The organism is Planktothrix sp. FACHB-1365, assembly GCF_014697575.1.
GTDB lineage: Bacteria > Cyanobacteriota > Cyanobacteriia > Cyanobacteriales > Microcoleaceae > Planktothrix.
Genome location: NZ_JACJSC010000015.1, coordinates 76569 through 95399, shown reverse-complemented (window position 1 = coordinate 95399; position 18831 = coordinate 76569). Strand labels below are relative to the sequence as shown.

Here is an 18831-nt window from a genome sequence, read left to right as displayed (position 1 = left end):
CTTTCTTTCTTTTCCGCAAACGGTATTTTAATTCCCACTCCAAACGTAGTAAGCCCTTCAGGGCTTTCTTTTATCAAATTAAGTTAAAAGAAAAGTCCTGAAGGACTTACTACGTTGTTACTTGAGAAACCCGGTTTTGAGTCTTACAAATTATTCTGAATTAATTCTCGATATAAACTCTTGGGTTTCACACCTTTGAGGTCTTGAATTAAATCCTTATTTTTGAACATTTGTAGGGTTGGAGTCCCAACTACCCCCGCGTTTTGAGCAATTTCAGGATCTTCTTCAATGTCAATTTCGACATAATGAATTTTACCCTCAAATTCACCAACCACTTTATCTAAAATTGGTTTAAGCGCATGACAGGGCCCGCAGGTGGGTGAGGCATATTTTACCACAATTAAGCGATCGCTATCATGGTAAAGTTTCCGCAAGGCATAACCCCCAGTATGGCGGGTATTTTGGATATCGAAATTTTCAGAAGTGGTAATTTGAGGTTGGGTTGAAGGTGTCGTTTCTGCTGCTGGTTCAGAAGTTTCTGTTTGTTGAACTTCCTGCGCTAACCCATTAATCGATAACCACCGCTCTGCTAACATCGCCCCCATACAACCACTTCCGGCGGCTGTAATGGCTTGACGAAACTCATGATCTTGGACATCCCCAACCGCATAAACCCCCTCAACGCTGGTTTCAGGAGTGCCATGTTTGGTGACAATATATCCCACTTCATCCAGTTGTAATTGTCCTTGGAAAATTTGGGTATTGGGAGTATGACCAATGGCATAAAATAACCCCTGGACGGGTAAATCCTGTTGTTCTCCCGTTTGGTTATTCTTAATTTTAATCCCGCCTAATTTATCATTGCCATAAACATCCACCGCTTCCGTATTCCAATGCACCGTAATTTTAGGATGCTGAAGAACCCGTTGCTGCATAGCTTTACTCGCCCGCAATTCATTTCGTCTGACTAATAGATGAACATGGGTGGCGTATTTGGTTAAATAAACGGCTTCCTCGGCGGCGGTATCTCCTCCCCCAATCACCGCTAATTCTACACCTTTGAAAATCGGACTCGCCCCATCACAAATCGCACAGGCGGAAATTCCCGCATTCCAAAAGGTTTCTTCCTGGGGAAGATGTAGCCGTTTCGCCGTCGCCCCCGTTGCAATTACAATGGTATGGGTTTTGATTTCCCGGTCTTCAGATTTAATAGTAAAGGGACGTTGACTTAAATCAACGGAAATCACATCCTCGGTAAACAGTTCCGCCCCCCACCGTTGGGCTTGGGCTTTCATCCGATCCATTAATTCCGGCCCGGTAATGCCTTCGGGAAAACCAGGGAAGTTCTCAACTTCTGTGGTGGTCATTAACTGACCCCCCGGAACTCCCCCCAGTTGATAGCCTTCAAAGACAACGGGTTTCAAGTTCGCCCGTCCAGCATAAATTGCTGCTGTATAACCAGCAGGCCCAGAACCAATAATTACAAGATTTTCAACGGTTGGGTTTGTCATTTTTCTTATTTCAAACTCATAACGACTTCGTTTAAATCAATTATAGCAGTTTTTGTCCTAAGATGGCGAGGGAGCCACAGATTCCCATTCAATTAACCAATTTCTTTCTCATATTGAGTGGTCACCTCTTCAAGGGTTTCATGACTAATATCTGAGTCGTCAGATTTGGAATAAATTGTAGCGAGAATGATGGCTTGATTTGTTTTCAGATAATAAATAACTCGATAGCCCCCACTTTTTCCTTTTTGGATATTACTATTTTTAAGACGAACTTTAAAAACGGTATATTTAATACCTGCAATTCTATCACCAGGAATTTCACCTGCTTGAAGTTGTTCGATTAACGGTTGAAGATCGGTACGAATTGAACGATAGCGTTTAGCAAGTTCTCGAAGATCCCTTTTGAAGCGGGAAGTAAGCGCGATTTGGATGGGTGGTGGTTCACTCAACATCAATACCTTCCCACATTTCTGAGAGCGGAATAGTCTGTCCTGTTAATGCTTCCCATAAACCTTGGCGAATACCTTCTATAACAATTTCAGTCGGCGTTTCATTGGGGTCAACTTCGTCGTCTTCAGGAATTAAGACAATAACCCGAACACGCTGTGGTTTAGTAATTCCTAATGATTGATCAAGTGTCAGTTGCCCACTCTCATTAATAGTCGCTGTCGTTTCAATTGCTCTCATAACCGTTGATAGTTTACTCAAACATTTTTTTATCATAAGCTTTTTTAAAGTATTACCCCAGGTTTGGTATCAAGAGCGAGTTTTAATAAGAAAAAACTATAGATTATGGAAGTTTGTTTTTAATTTTAAAAGAATAAGGTAAAAAACCTCGATTTTTGTCAAGAGGTTATTGCAAACGGGTTGCAATTACTTGACGAAATTATAGGGGTTTGGGCTATAATAGGAAAATAATAATCTGGGGAAGTATAACTTAACCTCAAAACTTTATCCTCAAACCCCTATAATCTCGTAAAAATTTATAAAACCCTGACAGAATTTAAGCATAGCGATGCACGAGTTTTGAGCAGAACTGATGGGGTCATGATCAGAGGGATTGACAAAATAGTAATTTTGTGCATTGCTTTTCTTGAGTTCGGAACTTCTACAATACTTCTGAACTTACCTTAATCTGAATTACCCTTATGGAACGTATTCCAGAAGTAGAAGTCATGGATACTTGGGAAGAAGCCAGCGAGTATGATGCGATGGATTTTACCCAAGTTAATCAAGAATTTGCCGAATTAGCAATAGAATTGGGGCCAGAAACCGGATTAATCTTAGATGCGGGAACGGGGACAGCACGGATTCCAATTTTAATCGCTCAAAAGCGATCGCGCAGCGGCGTGGCTAACGCATCGCAATGGCAAATTACCGGAATTGATTTATCAGCAAATATGCTATTTATTGGCAATCAAAATATTGAGCAAGCGGGGTTACAGGAACAAATCAAATTAGAACAAATCGATGCCAAACAGTTACCTTATCCCGATGATCAATTTGATATGGTCATTTCCAATAGTATTGTTCACCATTTGTCAGAGCCTCTACTATTTTTTCAAGAACTTCAGCGCGTGTTAAAACCCCAGGGAGCAATATTTCTAAGAGATTTAACTCGCCCTAGCAGTGAAACCGAACTCAATACCTTAGTTGAACAATATGCCGGAGATTGTAACGACCATCAGAAAAAACTATTTCGAGACTCCTTACAAGCGGCTTATACCTTAGATGAAGTGATTAATTTCATCGAGTCTGCGGGTTTAGAGAAGATGAGAATTTATCAATCTTCAGATCGCCATTGGACAGCAGAACGTTCTTATCCGGCTGCTCCCAAATAGCAAAATTATCCTTCAGGAAACTTAAACGATTAATGCTCCGAAATCCAGTTCGGGCTAATTAAAGGTAGTACAGTTTAGAAATTGAGTGCGGATTCACCAAAAACCCAATTTCTAAGTTTTACTGACCAAACAAAAATAACCATATCGGTAACGTTAATAATAATAGTGTAGAGCCCATCGCTAAATTGGTAACGGCTAATTCCCGATCTAAATTAAAGGCTTCGGCTAAAACTAAGGTTGCAAAAGCGGGAGGAGTTGCCATTTGCAGAACTAAAACTAATAACGGAGATCCGGTTAATCCCAATAGCATTAATCCATAACCTAAAACCAAAGGTACAATTAACATTTTGATAGCTAAACTGACAGAAGCGGTTTGAAAATAGTGCCAAGAATGAAGTTGACTCAAACGCATTCCCATTAACATTAACGTTAAAGCAACACCTCCCCAAGCAATGGCGTGTAATCCCTGTTCTATCGGATCAGCTACCGCAATATTTCGTACCATTAAACCGATCACCATACCAATTAAAGCCGGGTTCGTTAATGATACTGCAACTAATTGCCAAGGGTCTTGTTTTCCCATACCAAATCTTGCGGCTAAAGCCACTCCTAATCCATAGGCACCAATAACCGTTCCCAGTCCATCATAAAATACCGCCCAACCGAAATATTGGGGCCCAACTAAGGCTAAACTAACCGGAAAACCAATATATCCCGTATTCCCCACCATTGACGCTAATAAAAAACTGCCTTGAGCAGGTAAAGATTGGGGTAAAATATTGAATTTAGGAATACGGCTTTGCCAATATAACCCCATCCAAGCTAATCCTGCACCGAGAAAAATAGCAGCCCAAGCCGCTAAGGGAGCAATCCAAATTGAACCGGATAAATCTGCTTTTCTTAAAAAGGCAATAATTGCGATCGGAACAATGACCCAATATAAAATTTTTCCTAAATAATAGGGAACAATAGCGGGTAATTTCCGACCTAAAATCCAGCCGATTAAAACCCCGCCAATGAGCCATTCATAAAGTGTTAGAAGTTGAGTTACAGAATTAGACATAACGATTAAGTGTTCACTGTTGAGGTGTTGACGATTAGCCGTCAACATGAAGTATTATAAAATTCAGCCTTGAATGGATGTGCAGGAGTGAAGCCGTTGAAGAATTCTAGTCTGCCTAAACAAGCCGAAACTGTCGCGGATGAATCAACTCAAGAGATTCCAGAAGCAATACGAGATCTTCCCGTTGCGACCGTGGCTTCCTCCCGACCCTCCCAAAGACCCGGACTCTTCTGGAAAATGTTGGGGTTAGCCGTCGTGGCGTTCTGTACGGCTTTAGCCATTAATTATCAATTTGGAATTCTTTCTCCCAAAGCTTATATCCCCCTGATAGAAACTACCCCAGAAGCCAAAAGTTCTGTTACATCTTCCCCGTCTCCTAGTCCGAGCACGTCAGTTTCAGCGACACCAACCGCCCCCTCCCCTAGTGCCTCTCCAACCCTACCGGACAATTTATTGGGTCATCTCCCCTATGAAGAAGCTCCCGCTGCAGAGTTAGAAAGTATTACCCCCGATGGCAGTCATCGGTTACGCAAAGCTGCCGCCCAAGCTTATCAGGAAATGGAGCAAGCGGCTTTAGCCAGTGGGGTGAGTTTAGTTCCAATTTCAACCTTTCGGAGTGTGAAAGAACAGGAAACGGTCTTTTTTGAAATTAAAGCCCAACGGGGACAAGTCGCAACCAAACGCGCCGAGGTAAGCGCGCCTCCGGGATATAGTGAACATCATACGGGTTATGCCATGGATATTGGGGATGGAAATATGCCCTCAACGAACTTGAGTGTTAGTTTTGAACAAACTCAGGCTTTTCAATGGTTAAAAGATAATGCCGCTTTTTATAGTTTTGAGTTATCCTTTCCTAAGAATAATCCCCAAGGGGTGAGTTATGAACCTTGGCATTGGCGGTTTGTCGGAGATCGCCAGAGTTTGGAAACGTTTTATAAAGCCAGAAAACTGAAGAAAAGCTGATGAGAACGACCAGTTTAAACTTGATTGCAATTAGTGTTTTCTGTATCACCCTATCGGCGTTATTGAGTCCGGTTTTGAATATTTCGCCCTTTATTCCGGCGAGTGTGACTTGTTTTTTATTAGGGATTGCGACATTAGATATTTTTCAATTTCAAGGTCAAGGTGCTAATTTATTAGTGGATTGGTTAGGGGGAACTTCGGCTTCCACTCGGGAACGAATTGTACACCATGAAGCCGGACATTTTTTAGTGGCTTATTTGATGGAAATTCCCATTCAGGGATATGCGTTAAATGGTTGGGAAGCGTTCAAACAGGGATTAAAGGCTCAAGGCGGGGTACAGTTTGCTGATCAACTATTATGGGAACAATTACAACAGGGTCAACTATCATCACGGGTTTTAGATCGTTATTGTACCGTTTGGATGGCGGGAATCGCCGCAGAAACGTTAGTATTTCAAAAAGCCGAGGGGGGACGGGAAGACCGAGAAAAAATTACCGCAATTTGGACTCAGTTAAATCGTCCGATGAGTGAAGCTAAATTTAAAGAACGTTGGGCTATTTTACAAGCTAAAACCTTAATTCAAAACCACGAAACGACCTATTATCGTTTGGTAGAAGCTATGAAAAATCAGGCTTCTGTTGAAGAGTGTTATCAAATTATTAAGGTTGACTGAAAAACAAAGTGTTGATTTTATGATGTTATTTTGTAAACAAAAATTTATTAAAATTATGATAAAATTTGTTAACATAAATCCCTATAAAATAGCACTTAATTGTTTAATATTTTTATTACCCCTAAATCCGGCTTTAGCTTCAGAGACTTCTGTACAACCTTCAAATAATTTTGAAACGATTTGTTTAAATCAAAATAATTTAGAGGTAGAAACACAAAAAACCCTAGATTTATTATTAGAAATCTCTCAAACCAAAGACTGTAAAATAGCGAATAAAATTCTATCTCAACTGATTCAATTCAATTTGAGTGGGTATCAAATTAAAGATTTAAATCCTTTAAGTTCTTTTTCTCAACTGCAATTTTTGTATTTAAGTGGAAATCAAATCTCTGATTTAACGCCATTGGCTAATCTAACAAATTTAAAAGTCTTAGCACTGGATGTCAATCAAATTCATGATTTAACCCCGCTTTCTTCCTTAATAGCACTAGAAACTTTAATTTTAGATACGAATAAAATTACGGATTTAACCCCGCTTAACCATTTGACCCGATTAAAAAGTTTAGTATTATTTGATAATCAAATTCAAGATATTACGCCGTTGCAATCTTTAGTAAGTTTAAAAAAATTAGCCTTACAGGGAAACCAAATTTCTGATATTACACCCCTACACCCCTTAACAAAACTCAGCTATTTAGCCCTTTATGATAATCAAATTGCAGATTTAACTCCCCTCGCCTCTTTAACTGATCTCAAACAACTGCTCCTATTTAACAATCAAATTACAGATTTAACCCCCCTCGCCTCTTTAACCAATCTCAACCAATTAACTTTATTTGATAATCAAATTTCCGATCTTCGTCCTTTAGCAACCCTGACCAATCTAACCGAACTTTACCTTGGCAATAATCCCATTTCCGATTTAACCCCCTTACAAGCATTGACCCACCTGAAAATCCTCAGCTTGTTTAATACCTCGGTTTCAAATCTTGCACCCCTGCAACCGTTAACCCAATTAATCACTTTAGATTTGTATAATACAAAAGTTTCCGATAGTCGTCCATTGCAAAGCTTGACAAACCTAACCGGATTAGACCTGAGAGGGAATTCCTTGACAGAACGAGCTTGTCCCGTTAAAACCACCTTAACCTGTCGTTTTTAGCTAACCTAGAGGGAATCACCGTGATTGATTTTCTCCAATATCCCTAAAAATAGTGACCACATTGACTAAATCCCGAATCACGGCGCGATAAATTATATAAATAGAGTCAGGCTAGAAGTCAAAAATTTTCATCCTTATCTAAAATTTAGGTGAATCAATCATGCTTCAGAGTAAGCGGGAGAATCTTATGACCTTTGAAGAGATCTATCAATTTTTCCAAGAACCCCCGCCTATCTATCTCAATAAAGAACTGGCGGTTTGCTACATCTTATCTGTCTTTCTGCGAGGGGACTCCTATGGAACCGAACTGATTGAACGACTAGAACAAGAGTATTCTGCTTATCGATTATCGGATACGGTTCTCTATAGTGCCTTGAAGTTCCTAGAAAAACAAGGAACGATTACGGGATACTGGCAGAAGGTAGAAGGTAGAGGTCGCCCTCGTAGGATGTACCAAATCATACCGGAATACAAAACCCAGGCGCAAGAGTTAGCCAGACTTTGGCATGAATATACAACTCGTCGAGGTAAATTTGTGTAAACTCCCCATCGACGAGTGACCGTTTAAAAGTAGACTCATTTAATCTATGATGATTCCCGTAATTCCTTCCACGTTTGTGTTGACCTTGTTACTGGCGATTGGCTTATTCTTCTTTGTGCGGGCTGCGACCAAAGATCGAACCCAGCAGGAAAAACTAATGGCTGAACAAGAAGCAGACTCTTTGCTCACGCAAATTCAACAATATTTCGCAGCACGAGCTTATCGTGTGACGAAATTAAATCGGGAAGACAATCAAATCACCTTTGAGGGGTTAGTTCGTCCCAGTTGGTTTCTAGCCATCTTCTTAACCCTATTAACGGCCGTTGGGCTGTTATGTTTAGGATTAGTCCTATCGATGGCTATTCCCAACCTTGGCGAACTGTTTTGGGGACTGGTGTTGCTTTCGCCCCTGGCGGGGTGGTTTTATTGGAAAGGTGCCGGGCGGCTCGAAAAAGTCTCTCTTAAGCTGGATGCGGTTCTCGGTCAAGGAAACCAAACTCAAAGTTTAATTACTGTAACCGCTCACCGAGACGAACTGGCAACGCTCAAACAAGCACTGCACCTCAAACCTTGCGAATAATTTCATCTGATCCTTGCTAGAAGCAGGGACTCCTGGGCTAGTTGGGTTAAAAGAGAAGAAATTCAACAACCTTTTAACCGACTAAACCCCCAGAGATAGATTGCCTCCATTGAAGGTTCACCACCAGACCTATCCGGTTTTTCTCTCGCGCTGCCTTAATCTGAGTTAAGGACTAAAGCTCATGTTGATAATAGCTGTCACCCAGTTTCAGGACGCCAGAAAAATTCCGCATTTAGAAAACCCTTTACTTTAAGCATTAAGAATATTCAACACAGGGGATCTAGACTTCAAACGCTTTTGAGGGCGGAAGCAGAAGATAGGGGTGTTGCTTTTTCCACAAGCTGCTTTAAACTGGGGAATAAAAAATGATTTTCTTCAACATACTGAGCACCAAACAGACCCTTCTCAGCCCAGAAATACCGATCTGTTGTATGCTCATTGCGTTTGACAAGAAGCACAGCAGGGGGAATAATTCCCTCGGCATGGATAAACTTGCGAGCAGCCGTTACAGGTTTATCTTCGCCACTCGAAATGCTATATTGAGGCACACATTCTAAAATTCTTCGTCCTTCTTGTCTACGACGGCTTTTACGCTTACGTCTTCTAGCCAACTTGTTGACCTCCTTTTTAAGCAGGCGGGTTGTAAATATAGCTACAAAATCCGAAAGAAGTATATCTGTTCTAGTTCAAAATTTCAAGATGTTTTAATAGATTGATACAAAATCAGTACACTGATCCCCCGGCTCCTCCCCCTCCTATGCTTACAGCGAGTTCTGAATTTGTCCAACTCTGTCGCACGCAATTGTCATTGACGGCGAGTTTAGGTGCGTCCTTGAGTGTGGTGTATTTGGCCGAGGCTTGGGTGGATGAGGAACATCAGAAATTGATTCCGATCGCCACTTATCCTGAAACCTCCCTGGAAGATTTGGATATTCCGGGTTTGATGCGCTTTCCGACAATGTTAACTCCAACTCTACCTCGTTTGTTAACCACAGAAGAAATTACCAAAACCCGGATTTTGTTACCGGCGGTGGATATCAATGATTTTATAGAAGCTGAAGCACACCGGGAACAACCCCTAGAAGAAGAGAAAAGTTGGCAACAACGCAGTCAAACCGTGTTACCGTTGATTCAAGAAGAGGTGGTCTTAGGCTTTTTAGTCACCGGACGCAATGATCGCTCCTGGAACCCAGAGGAATATGGCCAATTGCAAGGAATTGCCCATACCTTAGCCCTGGGTTGTATTTTAGATCAACGCTCCCAATGGTTTCAACAACAATTAAGCCAACAACAACACCTACAGGCGCAACAAGCCGATGCCCTTCATAATATCTTTCATCAACTTAAAAGTCCCCTCACGGCGGTGCGTACCTTTGGAAAATTATTATTAAAGCGGTTGTTACCCGACGATAAAAATTATCCGATTGCCAATAGTATTTTACGAGAGAGCGATCGCATTCAAGAATTGTTACAACAAGCCGATCAAACTTTAGACCGCACAGAACCTGCTGTAAGCTTACCCCTAACCGTTGATTCTGTCTTGGTTTCCATGCCTCCTGGGGAAGAAGCCACGTCTACGTCCTCAATGTTAACTTTGTTACCCGCCTGGGATGAACTCGAATGGTTAGAGTTATCTGAGGTCTTACAACCGTTAATTTTATCAACCCAAGCCATCGCCGAAGAACGACAACTTGACTGTTTTGTTGACCTTCCCCCTAAATTACCCGTTGTCCAAGGGAATCATAAAGCCTTGCGGGAAGTCTTGAGTAACCTCCTCGATAATGCCTTAAAATATACTCCACCGGGCGGAAAACTTTGTATTCGAGTGCGACTAACTCAAAAACGCAAATCTCAACCCCGACAAGTGGGAATTGGCATTAGTGATACTGGCCCCGGTATTCCACCCGAAGATTTAACCCATTTATTTGAACGTCACTATCGGGGTGTCCAAGGACGTTCTGAAATTCCGGGGACAGGGTTAGGGTTAGCGATCGCCAAAACCTTAGTCGAACAAATGCAGGGAAAAATTGAAGTGTTCTCTCCGGTTAATTCGGTTTGGGTCTCCAAGGATATGCTTTCTCGTGGGAATACTCCTAGGGGAACTACATTTATCGTTTGGTTAAAGGGTGTTACTCCTGATCAAGAATTGAACAGAAGTTGATAGAATTATTTTTTCTTAACTGATGTTGTCTCCATCCCCAAGCCAATATTAAGCTTAAGAGTCCCAACAAACTGATCTAAAAATCTAGTTTTCACCCCTTTATTTTACCCGGTTTAAAGCCTATGAGTGCATCCAGTAGCCCTGATAATCTGATTAATAACCCCGTGAGTTCCTCTGTTCCTGTAGAACAAAATTCAGGTAAACCACTGCCTTATGTTGCCCAGGAAGATATCATTTATCGTGCTTTTGATCGCAAAACCGTCTGTCGAGTTTTGAGTCAAGCGCATATTTATGTTTCCATTCGCTGGACAAGAACTCATCTTTATATTGGCATTCCCAGCACTGTTTTAGCGGCTGTTGCTGGTGTGCAAGCCATCAGTGGGACTTATCAATTAGTGGCGGTGATTATTCCCGTTTTAGTCGCTATTCTTGCACCGTTATTAACCTTTTTAGATCCCAATGGTAAAGCGAATACCCATTTAGTCGCCTCCAGAGTTTATGAACAAATGGCAGATCAATATGATTCGTTTTTACTCAAATGTCGTTTAGAACCCCGACCCATCGAGGAAGAACTTAATGATTTAGTTCAGATTAATTCTGCGTATGGTGAAAGCAAAAAATCCCTTCCGGCTTGTCCTGAATGGGCTTATCAAAAAGCCCTTCGCACAGAAAATGACATCCAAAAGCTGATTCCTGATGAACTTAAAAAAGCCGGTAATTATGGCAGATCTATAGGCAATACATCTTCTTGAATGGAGAATAAATTTGATCCCTTTAAACACCTTTTAAGTTCCGTAGAGGCAGATTTGAGTTCATTTTTGAATCAGCCGATAAAACCAATCAAAAGACACTTCTACGGAATGGAGGTCTTCAATGGATAACACACAATCTGATTTAGAAGGATTAGAAATTACCCCAGGGGAAATCAAGCATTGGAGTGGTATCAATCAAAAGTTACTCTATCGACCCGCTACCGTTAAAAAATTATTAGGAGAAGGTTTAAAAACCTTTTTTATTTTATTATTATTATTAATGAGTTATTGGATTTGGAGTTTAATTTTTCCAGAAGTTTCTTTAATTTTAATAATTATTTATTTAATCATGGGAGGACTATTAATTCTTGAGGATAGTGTGAAACTTTGGAATACCTTAACCCGTCCCCAATTCATTAAACTGTGTCATCAAGTAGAGCGTTATAACGCCATTGTTAAAGCCTTAAAAATTTATGATCAACTCGATGCAATAGCCCATCCCCCCGGAAAATTAAACAATCGAGAAGCTATTATTGCAGCTTTAAACTTAATTAGAACAGAATTAATTAAAGGATTAAAAATAGAACGAACATTGAAAAACCACCAAAAATTTATTCAGCAACATTCAGAACTATTTGACCCCAATTTCACCGCCTTAACCGTCTTACAAACCGAAAAAGCCACAACAGAACAAGGAAGACTCCTCTATCAAGCCTTTGAAATTGCTTCAGACGTTCATCAACAGTTAAAACAACTTCAGGAGCAACAGATTTCCCGTTAAGTGGTAGGCTGGTTTTATATCCTATAAATCCTCTAATAGCCTCAACACAATCTTGATAGGAACTCCAATGCGACCTAAAATTATTGTTCTCGATGATGACCCCACAGGTTCCCAAACCGTTCATAGTTGCTTATTGCTGACTCAATGGGATGTCGATACGCTGCGAATTGGACTCGCTGACCAATCTCCAATTTTCTTTATTCTGACCAATACTAGAGCCTTAACCCCCGAACAAGCCGCCTCCGTTACCCGTGAAGTTACCCAAAATTTAAAATTAGCCCTCGCCGCCGAAGAAACCCGGTTTCTCAACGAAAAATCTGGATTTGATCAGCAAAATCTGGGCCAGAAACCGGGTTTCTATGTTATGGTGGTGAGTCGTTCCGATTCAACTCTGCGCGGTCACTATCCTGTAGAAACCGATGTCATCGCTGAGGAACTTGGCCCCTTTGATGCTCATTTTCTGGTTCCCGCCTTTTTTGAAGGAGGAAGAATTACCCGCAATAGTATTCATTATTTAATGGTTGATGGTGTAGAAACCCCCGTTCATTTAACAGAATTTGCTAAGGATTCTGTTTTCGGTTATCAACATAGTTATTTACCCGATTATGTCACCGAAAAAACCAAAGGTTTGATTCCATCGGAAAAAGTAGAACGATTTTCGTTATCCGATATTCGAGCGGGAACCTTACCTCGGTTAATGCGTTTAACAGGGAATCAATGTGTGGTTGTTGATGGTGAAACTCAAGCTGATTTTGATCAATTCGCCTCAGATATTATTACCGCAGCCAGTCAAGGAAAACGCTTTTTATTCCGCAGTGCGGCGAGTATTTTAACGTCTTTAGCAGCACTCGGAAATCAACCCATTCCCGCCGAAGAAATGGCAAAATATACCCGCAATGGGAAACCGGGTGTGGTAATTATGGGGTCTCATGTTAAAAAATCAACTCAACAATTAGAACGATTATTACAAGAACCTGGAATAGTCGGAATTGAAGTCGATGTTTCCCATTTATTAGAAGAAAGTGAAACTCAAAGACAGGAACTCTTACAACAAATTTTAGACCAAATTTATGCTATTCATAATACAGGTCAAACGCCAGTTATTTATACCAGCCGTCAAGAATTACAATTTGATACGGTAGAAACTCGGTTAGCCTTTGGGATGAAAGTATCTGATTTATTGATGGATATTGTGCGAGGTTTACCCCCAGATATTGGATTTTTAATTAGTAAAGGAGGAATTACCTCTAATGATGTCTTAAGTAAAGGATTAGCGTTAAAAACAGCACGGTTACTTGGTCAGGTGTTAGCAGGTTGTTCAATGGTCAAAACCTCTTCTAACCATCCTCTCTATCCGAATTTACCAGTGGTTTTATTCCCTGGAAATGTGGGAGATGCTAACGGATTAGCAACGGTCTATCAACGTTTAACCCAACCCCCAACCTAACAATTGTAGGGTGCGTAAGCAACGCGCACGCACCACTCCCTAATTAAACTTAATTAATCTATCAATAATCATAAACCCCTACTAACAAGCCTATGGTTTTTTCTTCTTAAAAATCCAAGCCACTCCCAGAATTCCGACATAAAAGAAGAACGCCACTAGAAAACTAATGATCACTGATATTCCAAAGGTGATGACGGGATAATCAGTCGCATATTGACTTAATAATAGACCAGAACTAGAGCCTGTAATTCCTCCCGCACTCATTCCTGTACCGAGGGCTAAAATTTTGATTTGGAGTTGATAATTATTCTCTTGTTCCTGTTTTTCCTGACGGCGTTGGTTTTCGGTTTGTTCAATTTCTGTAATTCCCCGAATAGATGAGATCGCTCGATCTACTAAAGTAGAACCCTCAACAAAATAATTGAGTTCATCCTTAATACGTTCTTGAAAATATTGACTATCCTGATTAATAAAAGCGAGAAAGAAATCTAATTTTTGATCAGAATTAATCGGAGATTTTTCTTTTAATTTCCGTTGAATTGTTTTTAAAGTTTGTTGATAGTTTTTACTATTAATTGCAATGGTATTTCTATAATGCTTTAAGTTGCGGAGAATTTGAGAATAGGTAAAATCTTGCTGAGATAAAGCTTTAAGTTTTTGTTTGAGAAACTTTAAGTCTGCTTCATTTAAAAAAGATTCATCTGTTATTTCATGATTTAAAAACTCATTTAAACTTTTGATTTCCTGTTCAATTTCACCATAATAATTAAAAGCTTTTTTATATTGTTTGAGGCTGTCCTGGTAGGCTGTAATTACTTTATTACGATAATAAAATAAATCAATAAACTCAGGATAACAATCAATAAAATCTTCACTGCTTTGATCTTTTCTGAATAACCAAATTAAAATATGACAGTAAGGGCGGTCTGAAGAATCAAGATTAATTTGGCTTAAATTATCATATTCAAAAATAGGACTTCCAAATAATTCTCCTTGGTTTTGTAGGGGAGGACGTTGTTGATCATTGGGAATAAATTTTTCTAAGCATTTTTGAGCTAAAATTTCTAAATCTTCAATTGAGCTTTGTTTAAATTCCTCTGGAATAAAAGCAGTAATTAATAAAGTTTGTCCGAGGGAACTCTCAACAAATTCGGGTAAAAATATCTGATCTCGATTAAGTTCTCTTAAAAAATTTAATGATATTTCTTCTGTCTTCTGACCATTTTCCTGTTCAGGACGACGTACATTAAACGCTACAGCATAACTATCATAAAGACATTGCGGATAAACCCTCCCAGTAATGGGAATTTCACTATTAGGGAGTTTTCCGACTATTTTAATGGGTGAAATTTTAAAGGTTTCGTCAACCAGATTTAAACGTTCTGAAAAATGCAGATTTTCTAAGATTTGATTACATTTATCCCAAAGTTTTTGAGAGTTTTCAACGCTATTATTGCCATCATCTCTTAACACTTTGCAGAGATGAAAGGCAAATAAATGTAAATTAGGAGCATAAACTTTTTCAATCATCTTAACGATTAATCCATTGGCTTAAAATTTGCTTAACATAATCCAGAATAGGAACTTTAACGGGACAAGTTTCGCTGCTTTCAGGAGGAGGTGTAATTAAAATCCTAACTTCAGAATCGGAATTTTCTGATAGAGAATATTCTGAGGTTTCAAGTTGAAAATTAGGAATAATCCAGCGATCTTTATGGGGATCAGAATCAATAATTTCATCAAGTTCTTTTCGCTCTTTTCGTTTGGCTTTATCATATTCTTTTAACTGTTTCTCGTGATTTTCACACCATTCTCTAATAGAATTTGCAGCTTGTTGAATTTCATCTAGGTTTAACGGTTCCAGTTCTTCTAATAATCGGGTTAAACTAGATTTATCCTGCTCTTGAAGAATGGGAGGCTGGATTTCTAATAGTTCTAAAAAGCAGACTAGGGTTTCAATAGAGTCTTGCATCATTTATTCCCTCAACGAATTGACAATAATAGAATATCAAGAGAATTTTAACCTATGTTCCAATGGCACAAAAACCTGCCCAATAATACGCTTCTTTAAAAGGTTGATAGGTTGATGAACGCAACCCTAAGTTTAGCTGTTGACGGAGTTTTTGTTTGGGTTCTGGTTTTAATTTTAGCGCATCCAACCATTTTAGCAGGTTTTCTTTATCAACGGTTCTTAACCAGCTTTGGGCTTGATTTAAGGCTAAACTCACGGACTTTTCAGATCGAAATAGTTCATAAAACTTAATCATTAAAATCGCCGTTGATAAATCACTGACTCGCCATAAACTACAAATCACATTTTTAACCCCCGCGAACAGAAACCCACTGGGAAGACTAATATATTCTTCTAAAGTCTGATCGAATTGTGTTAACCCCGTTTCACAGGCGGATAATGTCACCAGTTCCCCTTTTGGGAAATATAAACTAAAGATTTCGCGGAGGGTGTAACATTGATTGGTATCGACTTGTTTACCTTTTCTCCAAGGAAGATAACGCACGGTTTCTGGAGGGTCTAATTTTTCTTGAGTTTGGCGATCGCTTGATTCAAATACTTCCACAATTCCCCCTGCTAAAATTAAATGGGATAATAACGGAAATTCAAAGTTAAACGACCCGTGACAAGCAAAGTGGAGATAATTAGCATCTCTAAACAGGTCACTATTGGGGGGTTGAGTTAGGGCGATTTTAGTTGCTTTTTCACGCGATAAAATATTAGCAGTAAATTGAGAGGCGATCGCATCGACTTCTAATTCTGCAAAGGTTAAGTCTTTTGTTGGATTTTGAATTGCAAATAATTGAATATTGTTAACAGCATAGTCTGGATTTTTCTCTCGCAATTCAGTATTTTTTAACGACATTAACCCCATTTGCAGACTCGGTAAATATTGCACTCCTTTAGAAAATTGATCAAACAAACAGAGGGTTTTGCCGTTCTCTTTAGCAACGGGTAAAGCATGGAGAGGAAATAAATGTAATTCTCGATAGGGAACTAAGATTAACCGTTGACAAGTGGAGGGAATTTTGCTCAAAATCTCATTAATATTCAGAATTTCGGCTAATTCTTCTAAAAACGGTTCTAACTGATTTTCCCAGATGTCGGTTTTGCTATTATAGGTTTCTAAATAGCGATCGCGCAATTCCACCACTGCCGTCACCGCTTCCGGTTTTGATTGCCAATAATCAGCGCGAAAACTTGATTGATCATCCTTCTCCCCCTTTTCTAAGGGGGGTTGGGGGGGATCAGACCAAACTATAAACGCATAAATCCTTTCCGACGCAACAAACCATTCCACTAACGCCGTTTTCTCTGGTAATAATGCCAGAATTTCTGAACTATTAATCCGTTGCACCCGTTGGGTATATTCAAAGGTGGGATCAAAAATTTTAATCTGTTCTAAAACTTGATTTAATTCCTGCTTTTGCTGAACCAAAGTTTCCCGAATTTGATTAATAGAATCAATCGGAAGATTAACACCACCCGCACTTCGACTTTGAGGAGAATCTGGATCAATACCAGAAGTAGGAATATCGCCGCCCAAAGATTCGATAAACCGTTGATTGGCAGAAAGTTCCCGACGCAACTGTTCTAACCGTTGACAAATCTCTGGTGGGGTATTTTTCGGCAATAAATCCCGGTTAACCAAGAGTTCAATTAAACTGCGAGACTTGCCGCGCTCCAGGGTTATTAAGGCTTTATCGATCTGGTTCTGATGCAGATAAGCTTGGACAAGGCGTTCATAAACTCTAACATTCTCAGACCGTCGCTGTTGTTTATTGGCATCGGAGGGGTCGCGGTGACAGAGTTCTTCTAAAGCATCCAGGGCGGCTTCATAGCCCGTAATAGCCAGTTGCCAGTTTTCCACCTCAAAGGCAGTATAGCCCAAATTACGCCCGATCGATAAATATTGTACCGGAAACTTCAGGGGAGAAGATAAAGCTAAGGCAGATTGCCAGGTTTCCAAGGCTTGGGGGATTTGTTGCAGGTTTTTGTAGGTCAATGCCAAGTTATTCAGACCAGAAAATTCTCCGCTACGATCTCCGATTTCCCGTGCAATGGTTAAATGCTGCTGATAATACTCGATAGCTAGTTGATATTGTCCCAAGTCATCGTAAGCATTGCCCAAATTGCCCAGAGCATTGCCTTCTCCGTGACGATCTCCGATTTCCCGTGCAATGGTTAAATACTGCTGATAATAGTCGATGGCTGGTTGATACTGTCCCAAGTTATCGTAAGCATTGCCCAAATTGCCCAGAGCATTGCCTTCTCCGTGACGATCTCCGATTTCCCGTGCAATGGTTAAACCCTGCTGATAATACTCGATAGCCAGTTGATACTGCCCCAATGAACTGTAAGCATTGCCCAAACTGCCCAGATCACTGCCTTCTCCGTGACGATCTCCGATTTCCCGTGCAATGGTTAAACCCTGCTGATGATAGTCGATAGCTTGTTGATATTGTCCCAAGGAACAGTAAGCAATGCCCAAATTGCCCAGAGCAGTGCCTTCTCCCCGACGATCTCCGATTTCCCGTGCAATGGTTAAAGCCTGCTGATAATAGTCGATAGCTTGTTGATATTGTCCCAAGAAACGGTAAGCAATGCCCAAATTGCCCAGAGCATTGCCTTCTCCGTGACGATCTCCGATTTCCCGTGCAATGGTTAAACCCTGCTGATAATACTCGATAGCCAGTTGATACTGCCCCAATGAACTGTAAGCATTGCCCAAACTGCCCAGATCACTGCCTTCTCCGTGACGATCTCCGATTTCCCGTGCAATGGTTAAACCCTGCTGATGATAGTCGATAGCTTGTTGATATTGTCCCAAAGAACAGTAAGCAATGCCCAAATTGCCCAGAGCAGAGCCTTCCCCCCCACGATCTCCGATTTCCCGATAAATCGTTAAAGCTTGCTGCGATGATTGTAACGCTTGGCGATATTGACTACGATAATATTCCTCAACTCCTTGAATCAATAAGCGATCCGCTTCAGCTTTTTTCTGTTCTGGGGTCATGGCACAATTCCTGGGTCTGGGCTGGGGTTGCTGATATTGATTTTAACTTGAATTCGATCAAGTGTGAGGGTTTTGAAATCCCTGAATATTTGCTATTAATAGGCAATCGTAATTCGTGCGGCAATGGGTATTTTGTAGTGTCAGCGTCCTCGCTGGCTGGAAATTAACCCTCGGTGTCAATTTCAGAGGAAAACAGGTGATTACAGCCGAGATTAGATCCCCCTAAATCCCCCTTAAAAAGGGGGACTTTGAAATCCGGTTCCCCCCTTTTCAAGGAAGGTTAGAGGGGAGGAGAAGACTGTAATGATTCTGTCAAAACAAATACTTT

18 protein-coding genes are annotated in these 18831 nt (G+C 40.3%); 10 read left to right on the top strand and 8 right to left on the bottom strand.

All coding sequences use genetic code 11. The annotated features are described in order from the left end of the window. Positions 1 to 143: 143 nt before the first annotated feature. From trxB to H6G57_RS16915, 3 genes are all read right to left on the bottom strand, one after another. Complete coding sequence (trxB, locus tag H6G57_RS16925) at positions 144 to 1511, bottom strand: thioredoxin-disulfide reductase (RefSeq protein WP_190520572.1); 1368 nt, start codon at positions 1509 to 1511, stop codon at positions 144 to 146. Between the two features lie 92 nt (positions 1512 to 1603). After that, positions 1604 to 1963 (bottom strand): type II toxin-antitoxin system RelE/ParE family toxin, encoded by a 360-nt coding sequence (locus H6G57_RS16920; protein ID WP_190520569.1) that lies wholly within the window; start codon positions 1961 to 1963, stop codon positions 1604 to 1606. After that, on the bottom strand, positions 1953 to 2219 hold the full coding sequence (locus tag H6G57_RS16915; protein ID WP_375539533.1) for a hypothetical protein: 267 nt from the start codon (positions 2217 to 2219) through the stop codon (positions 1953 to 1955). The genes H6G57_RS16920 and H6G57_RS16915 overlap by 11 nt, the downstream gene beginning before the upstream one ends. 440 nt (positions 2220 to 2659) lie before the next feature. On the opposite strand from H6G57_RS16915, the gene H6G57_RS16910 reads away from it, so the two are divergent. Further along, complete coding sequence (locus tag H6G57_RS16910) at positions 2660 to 3352, top strand: class I SAM-dependent methyltransferase (RefSeq protein WP_190520567.1); 693 nt, start codon at positions 2660 to 2662, stop codon at positions 3350 to 3352. Between the two features lie 118 nt (positions 3353 to 3470). Here the strand turns inward: H6G57_RS16910 and H6G57_RS16905 are convergent, their stop codons facing one another. After that, positions 3471 to 4463: an AEC family transporter gene (locus H6G57_RS16905; RefSeq protein WP_242048999.1), complete on the bottom strand. Its 993-nt coding sequence runs from the start codon at positions 4461 to 4463 to the stop codon at positions 3471 to 3473. A 48-nt stretch (positions 4464 to 4511) separates the two neighbouring features. Between H6G57_RS16905 and H6G57_RS16900 the strand changes: the two genes are divergently transcribed. The 5 genes from H6G57_RS16900 (at position 4512) to H6G57_RS16880 (ending at position 8335) form a co-directional block, all read left to right on the top strand. Next, positions 4512 to 5378, top strand: a complete 867-nt coding sequence (locus H6G57_RS16900; RefSeq protein ID WP_190520565.1) for a D-alanyl-D-alanine carboxypeptidase family protein — start codon at positions 4512 to 4514, stop codon at positions 5376 to 5378. Next, the gene (locus H6G57_RS16895) at positions 5378 to 6052 is read left to right on the top strand and encodes an ATP-dependent Zn protease (protein ID WP_190520563.1); all 675 of its coding nucleotides are present in this window, start codon (positions 5378 to 5380) and stop codon (positions 6050 to 6052) included. Before H6G57_RS16900 ends, H6G57_RS16895 begins: the two co-directional genes overlap by 1 nt. Before the next feature lie 55 nt (positions 6053 to 6107). After that, positions 6108 to 7214, top strand: coding sequence for a leucine-rich repeat domain-containing protein (locus tag H6G57_RS16890; protein ID WP_190520561.1), 1107 nt, complete (start codon positions 6108 to 6110; stop codon positions 7212 to 7214). 187 nt (positions 7215 to 7401) lie between these two features. Then, complete coding sequence (locus tag H6G57_RS16885; RefSeq protein WP_190520559.1) at positions 7402 to 7755, top strand: PadR family transcriptional regulator; 354 nt, start codon at positions 7402 to 7404, stop codon at positions 7753 to 7755. 46 nt (positions 7756 to 7801) lie between these two features. Beyond that, positions 7802 to 8335: a cofactor assembly of complex C subunit B gene (locus tag H6G57_RS16880; RefSeq protein WP_190520557.1), complete on the top strand. Its 534-nt coding sequence runs from the start codon at positions 7802 to 7804 to the stop codon at positions 8333 to 8335. Positions 8336 to 8622: 287 nt separating this feature from the next. Here H6G57_RS16880 and H6G57_RS16875 read toward each other — a convergent pair whose 3' ends face one another. Beyond that, positions 8623 to 8946 carry a DUF3155 domain-containing protein gene (locus tag H6G57_RS16875; RefSeq protein WP_190520554.1) on the bottom strand — a complete coding sequence of 108 codons (324 nt, stop codon included), beginning with the start codon at positions 8944 to 8946 and terminating at the stop codon, positions 8623 to 8625. A gap of 146 nt (positions 8947 to 9092) precedes the next feature. On the opposite strand from H6G57_RS16875, the gene H6G57_RS16870 reads away from it, so the two are divergent. From H6G57_RS16870 to H6G57_RS16855, 4 genes are all read left to right on the top strand, one after another. Further along, positions 9093 to 10496, top strand: a complete 1404-nt coding sequence (locus tag H6G57_RS16870; RefSeq protein ID WP_190520552.1) for a sensor histidine kinase KdpD — start codon at positions 9093 to 9095, stop codon at positions 10494 to 10496. A 122-nt stretch (positions 10497 to 10618) separates the two neighbouring features. Then, positions 10619 to 11248: an SLATT domain-containing protein gene (locus H6G57_RS16865; RefSeq protein ID WP_190520550.1), complete on the top strand. Its 630-nt coding sequence runs from the start codon at positions 10619 to 10621 to the stop codon at positions 11246 to 11248. Between the two features lie 121 nt (positions 11249 to 11369). Next, the gene (locus tag H6G57_RS16860; RefSeq protein ID WP_190520549.1) at positions 11370 to 12029 is read left to right on the top strand and encodes a hypothetical protein; all 660 of its coding nucleotides are present in this window, start codon (positions 11370 to 11372) and stop codon (positions 12027 to 12029) included. 67 nt (positions 12030 to 12096) lie between these two features. Further along, positions 12097 to 13476, top strand: coding sequence for a four-carbon acid sugar kinase family protein (locus H6G57_RS16855; RefSeq protein WP_190520547.1), 1380 nt, complete (start codon positions 12097 to 12099; stop codon positions 13474 to 13476). A gap of 90 nt (positions 13477 to 13566) precedes the next feature. Here the strand turns inward: H6G57_RS16855 and H6G57_RS16850 are convergent, their stop codons facing one another. The 3 genes from H6G57_RS16850 to H6G57_RS16840 are packed head-to-tail and all read right to left on the bottom strand — an operon-like array spanning position 13567 to position 18503. Further along, a complete protein-coding gene (locus H6G57_RS16850) occupies positions 13567 to 15006 on the bottom strand; it encodes a hypothetical protein (protein WP_190520545.1) in 1440 nt (479 codons plus the stop codon). A 1-nt stretch (position 15007) separates the two neighbouring features. Continuing rightward, positions 15008 to 15448 carry a hypothetical protein gene (locus H6G57_RS16845; protein ID WP_190520544.1) on the bottom strand — a complete coding sequence of 147 codons (441 nt, stop codon included), beginning with the start codon at positions 15446 to 15448 and terminating at the stop codon, positions 15008 to 15010. 52 nt (positions 15449 to 15500) lie between these two features. Beyond that, complete coding sequence (locus H6G57_RS16840) at positions 15501 to 18503, bottom strand: CHAT domain-containing tetratricopeptide repeat protein (protein ID WP_190520542.1); 3003 nt, start codon at positions 18501 to 18503, stop codon at positions 15501 to 15503. Between the last annotated feature and the right edge of the window lie 328 nt (positions 18504 to 18831).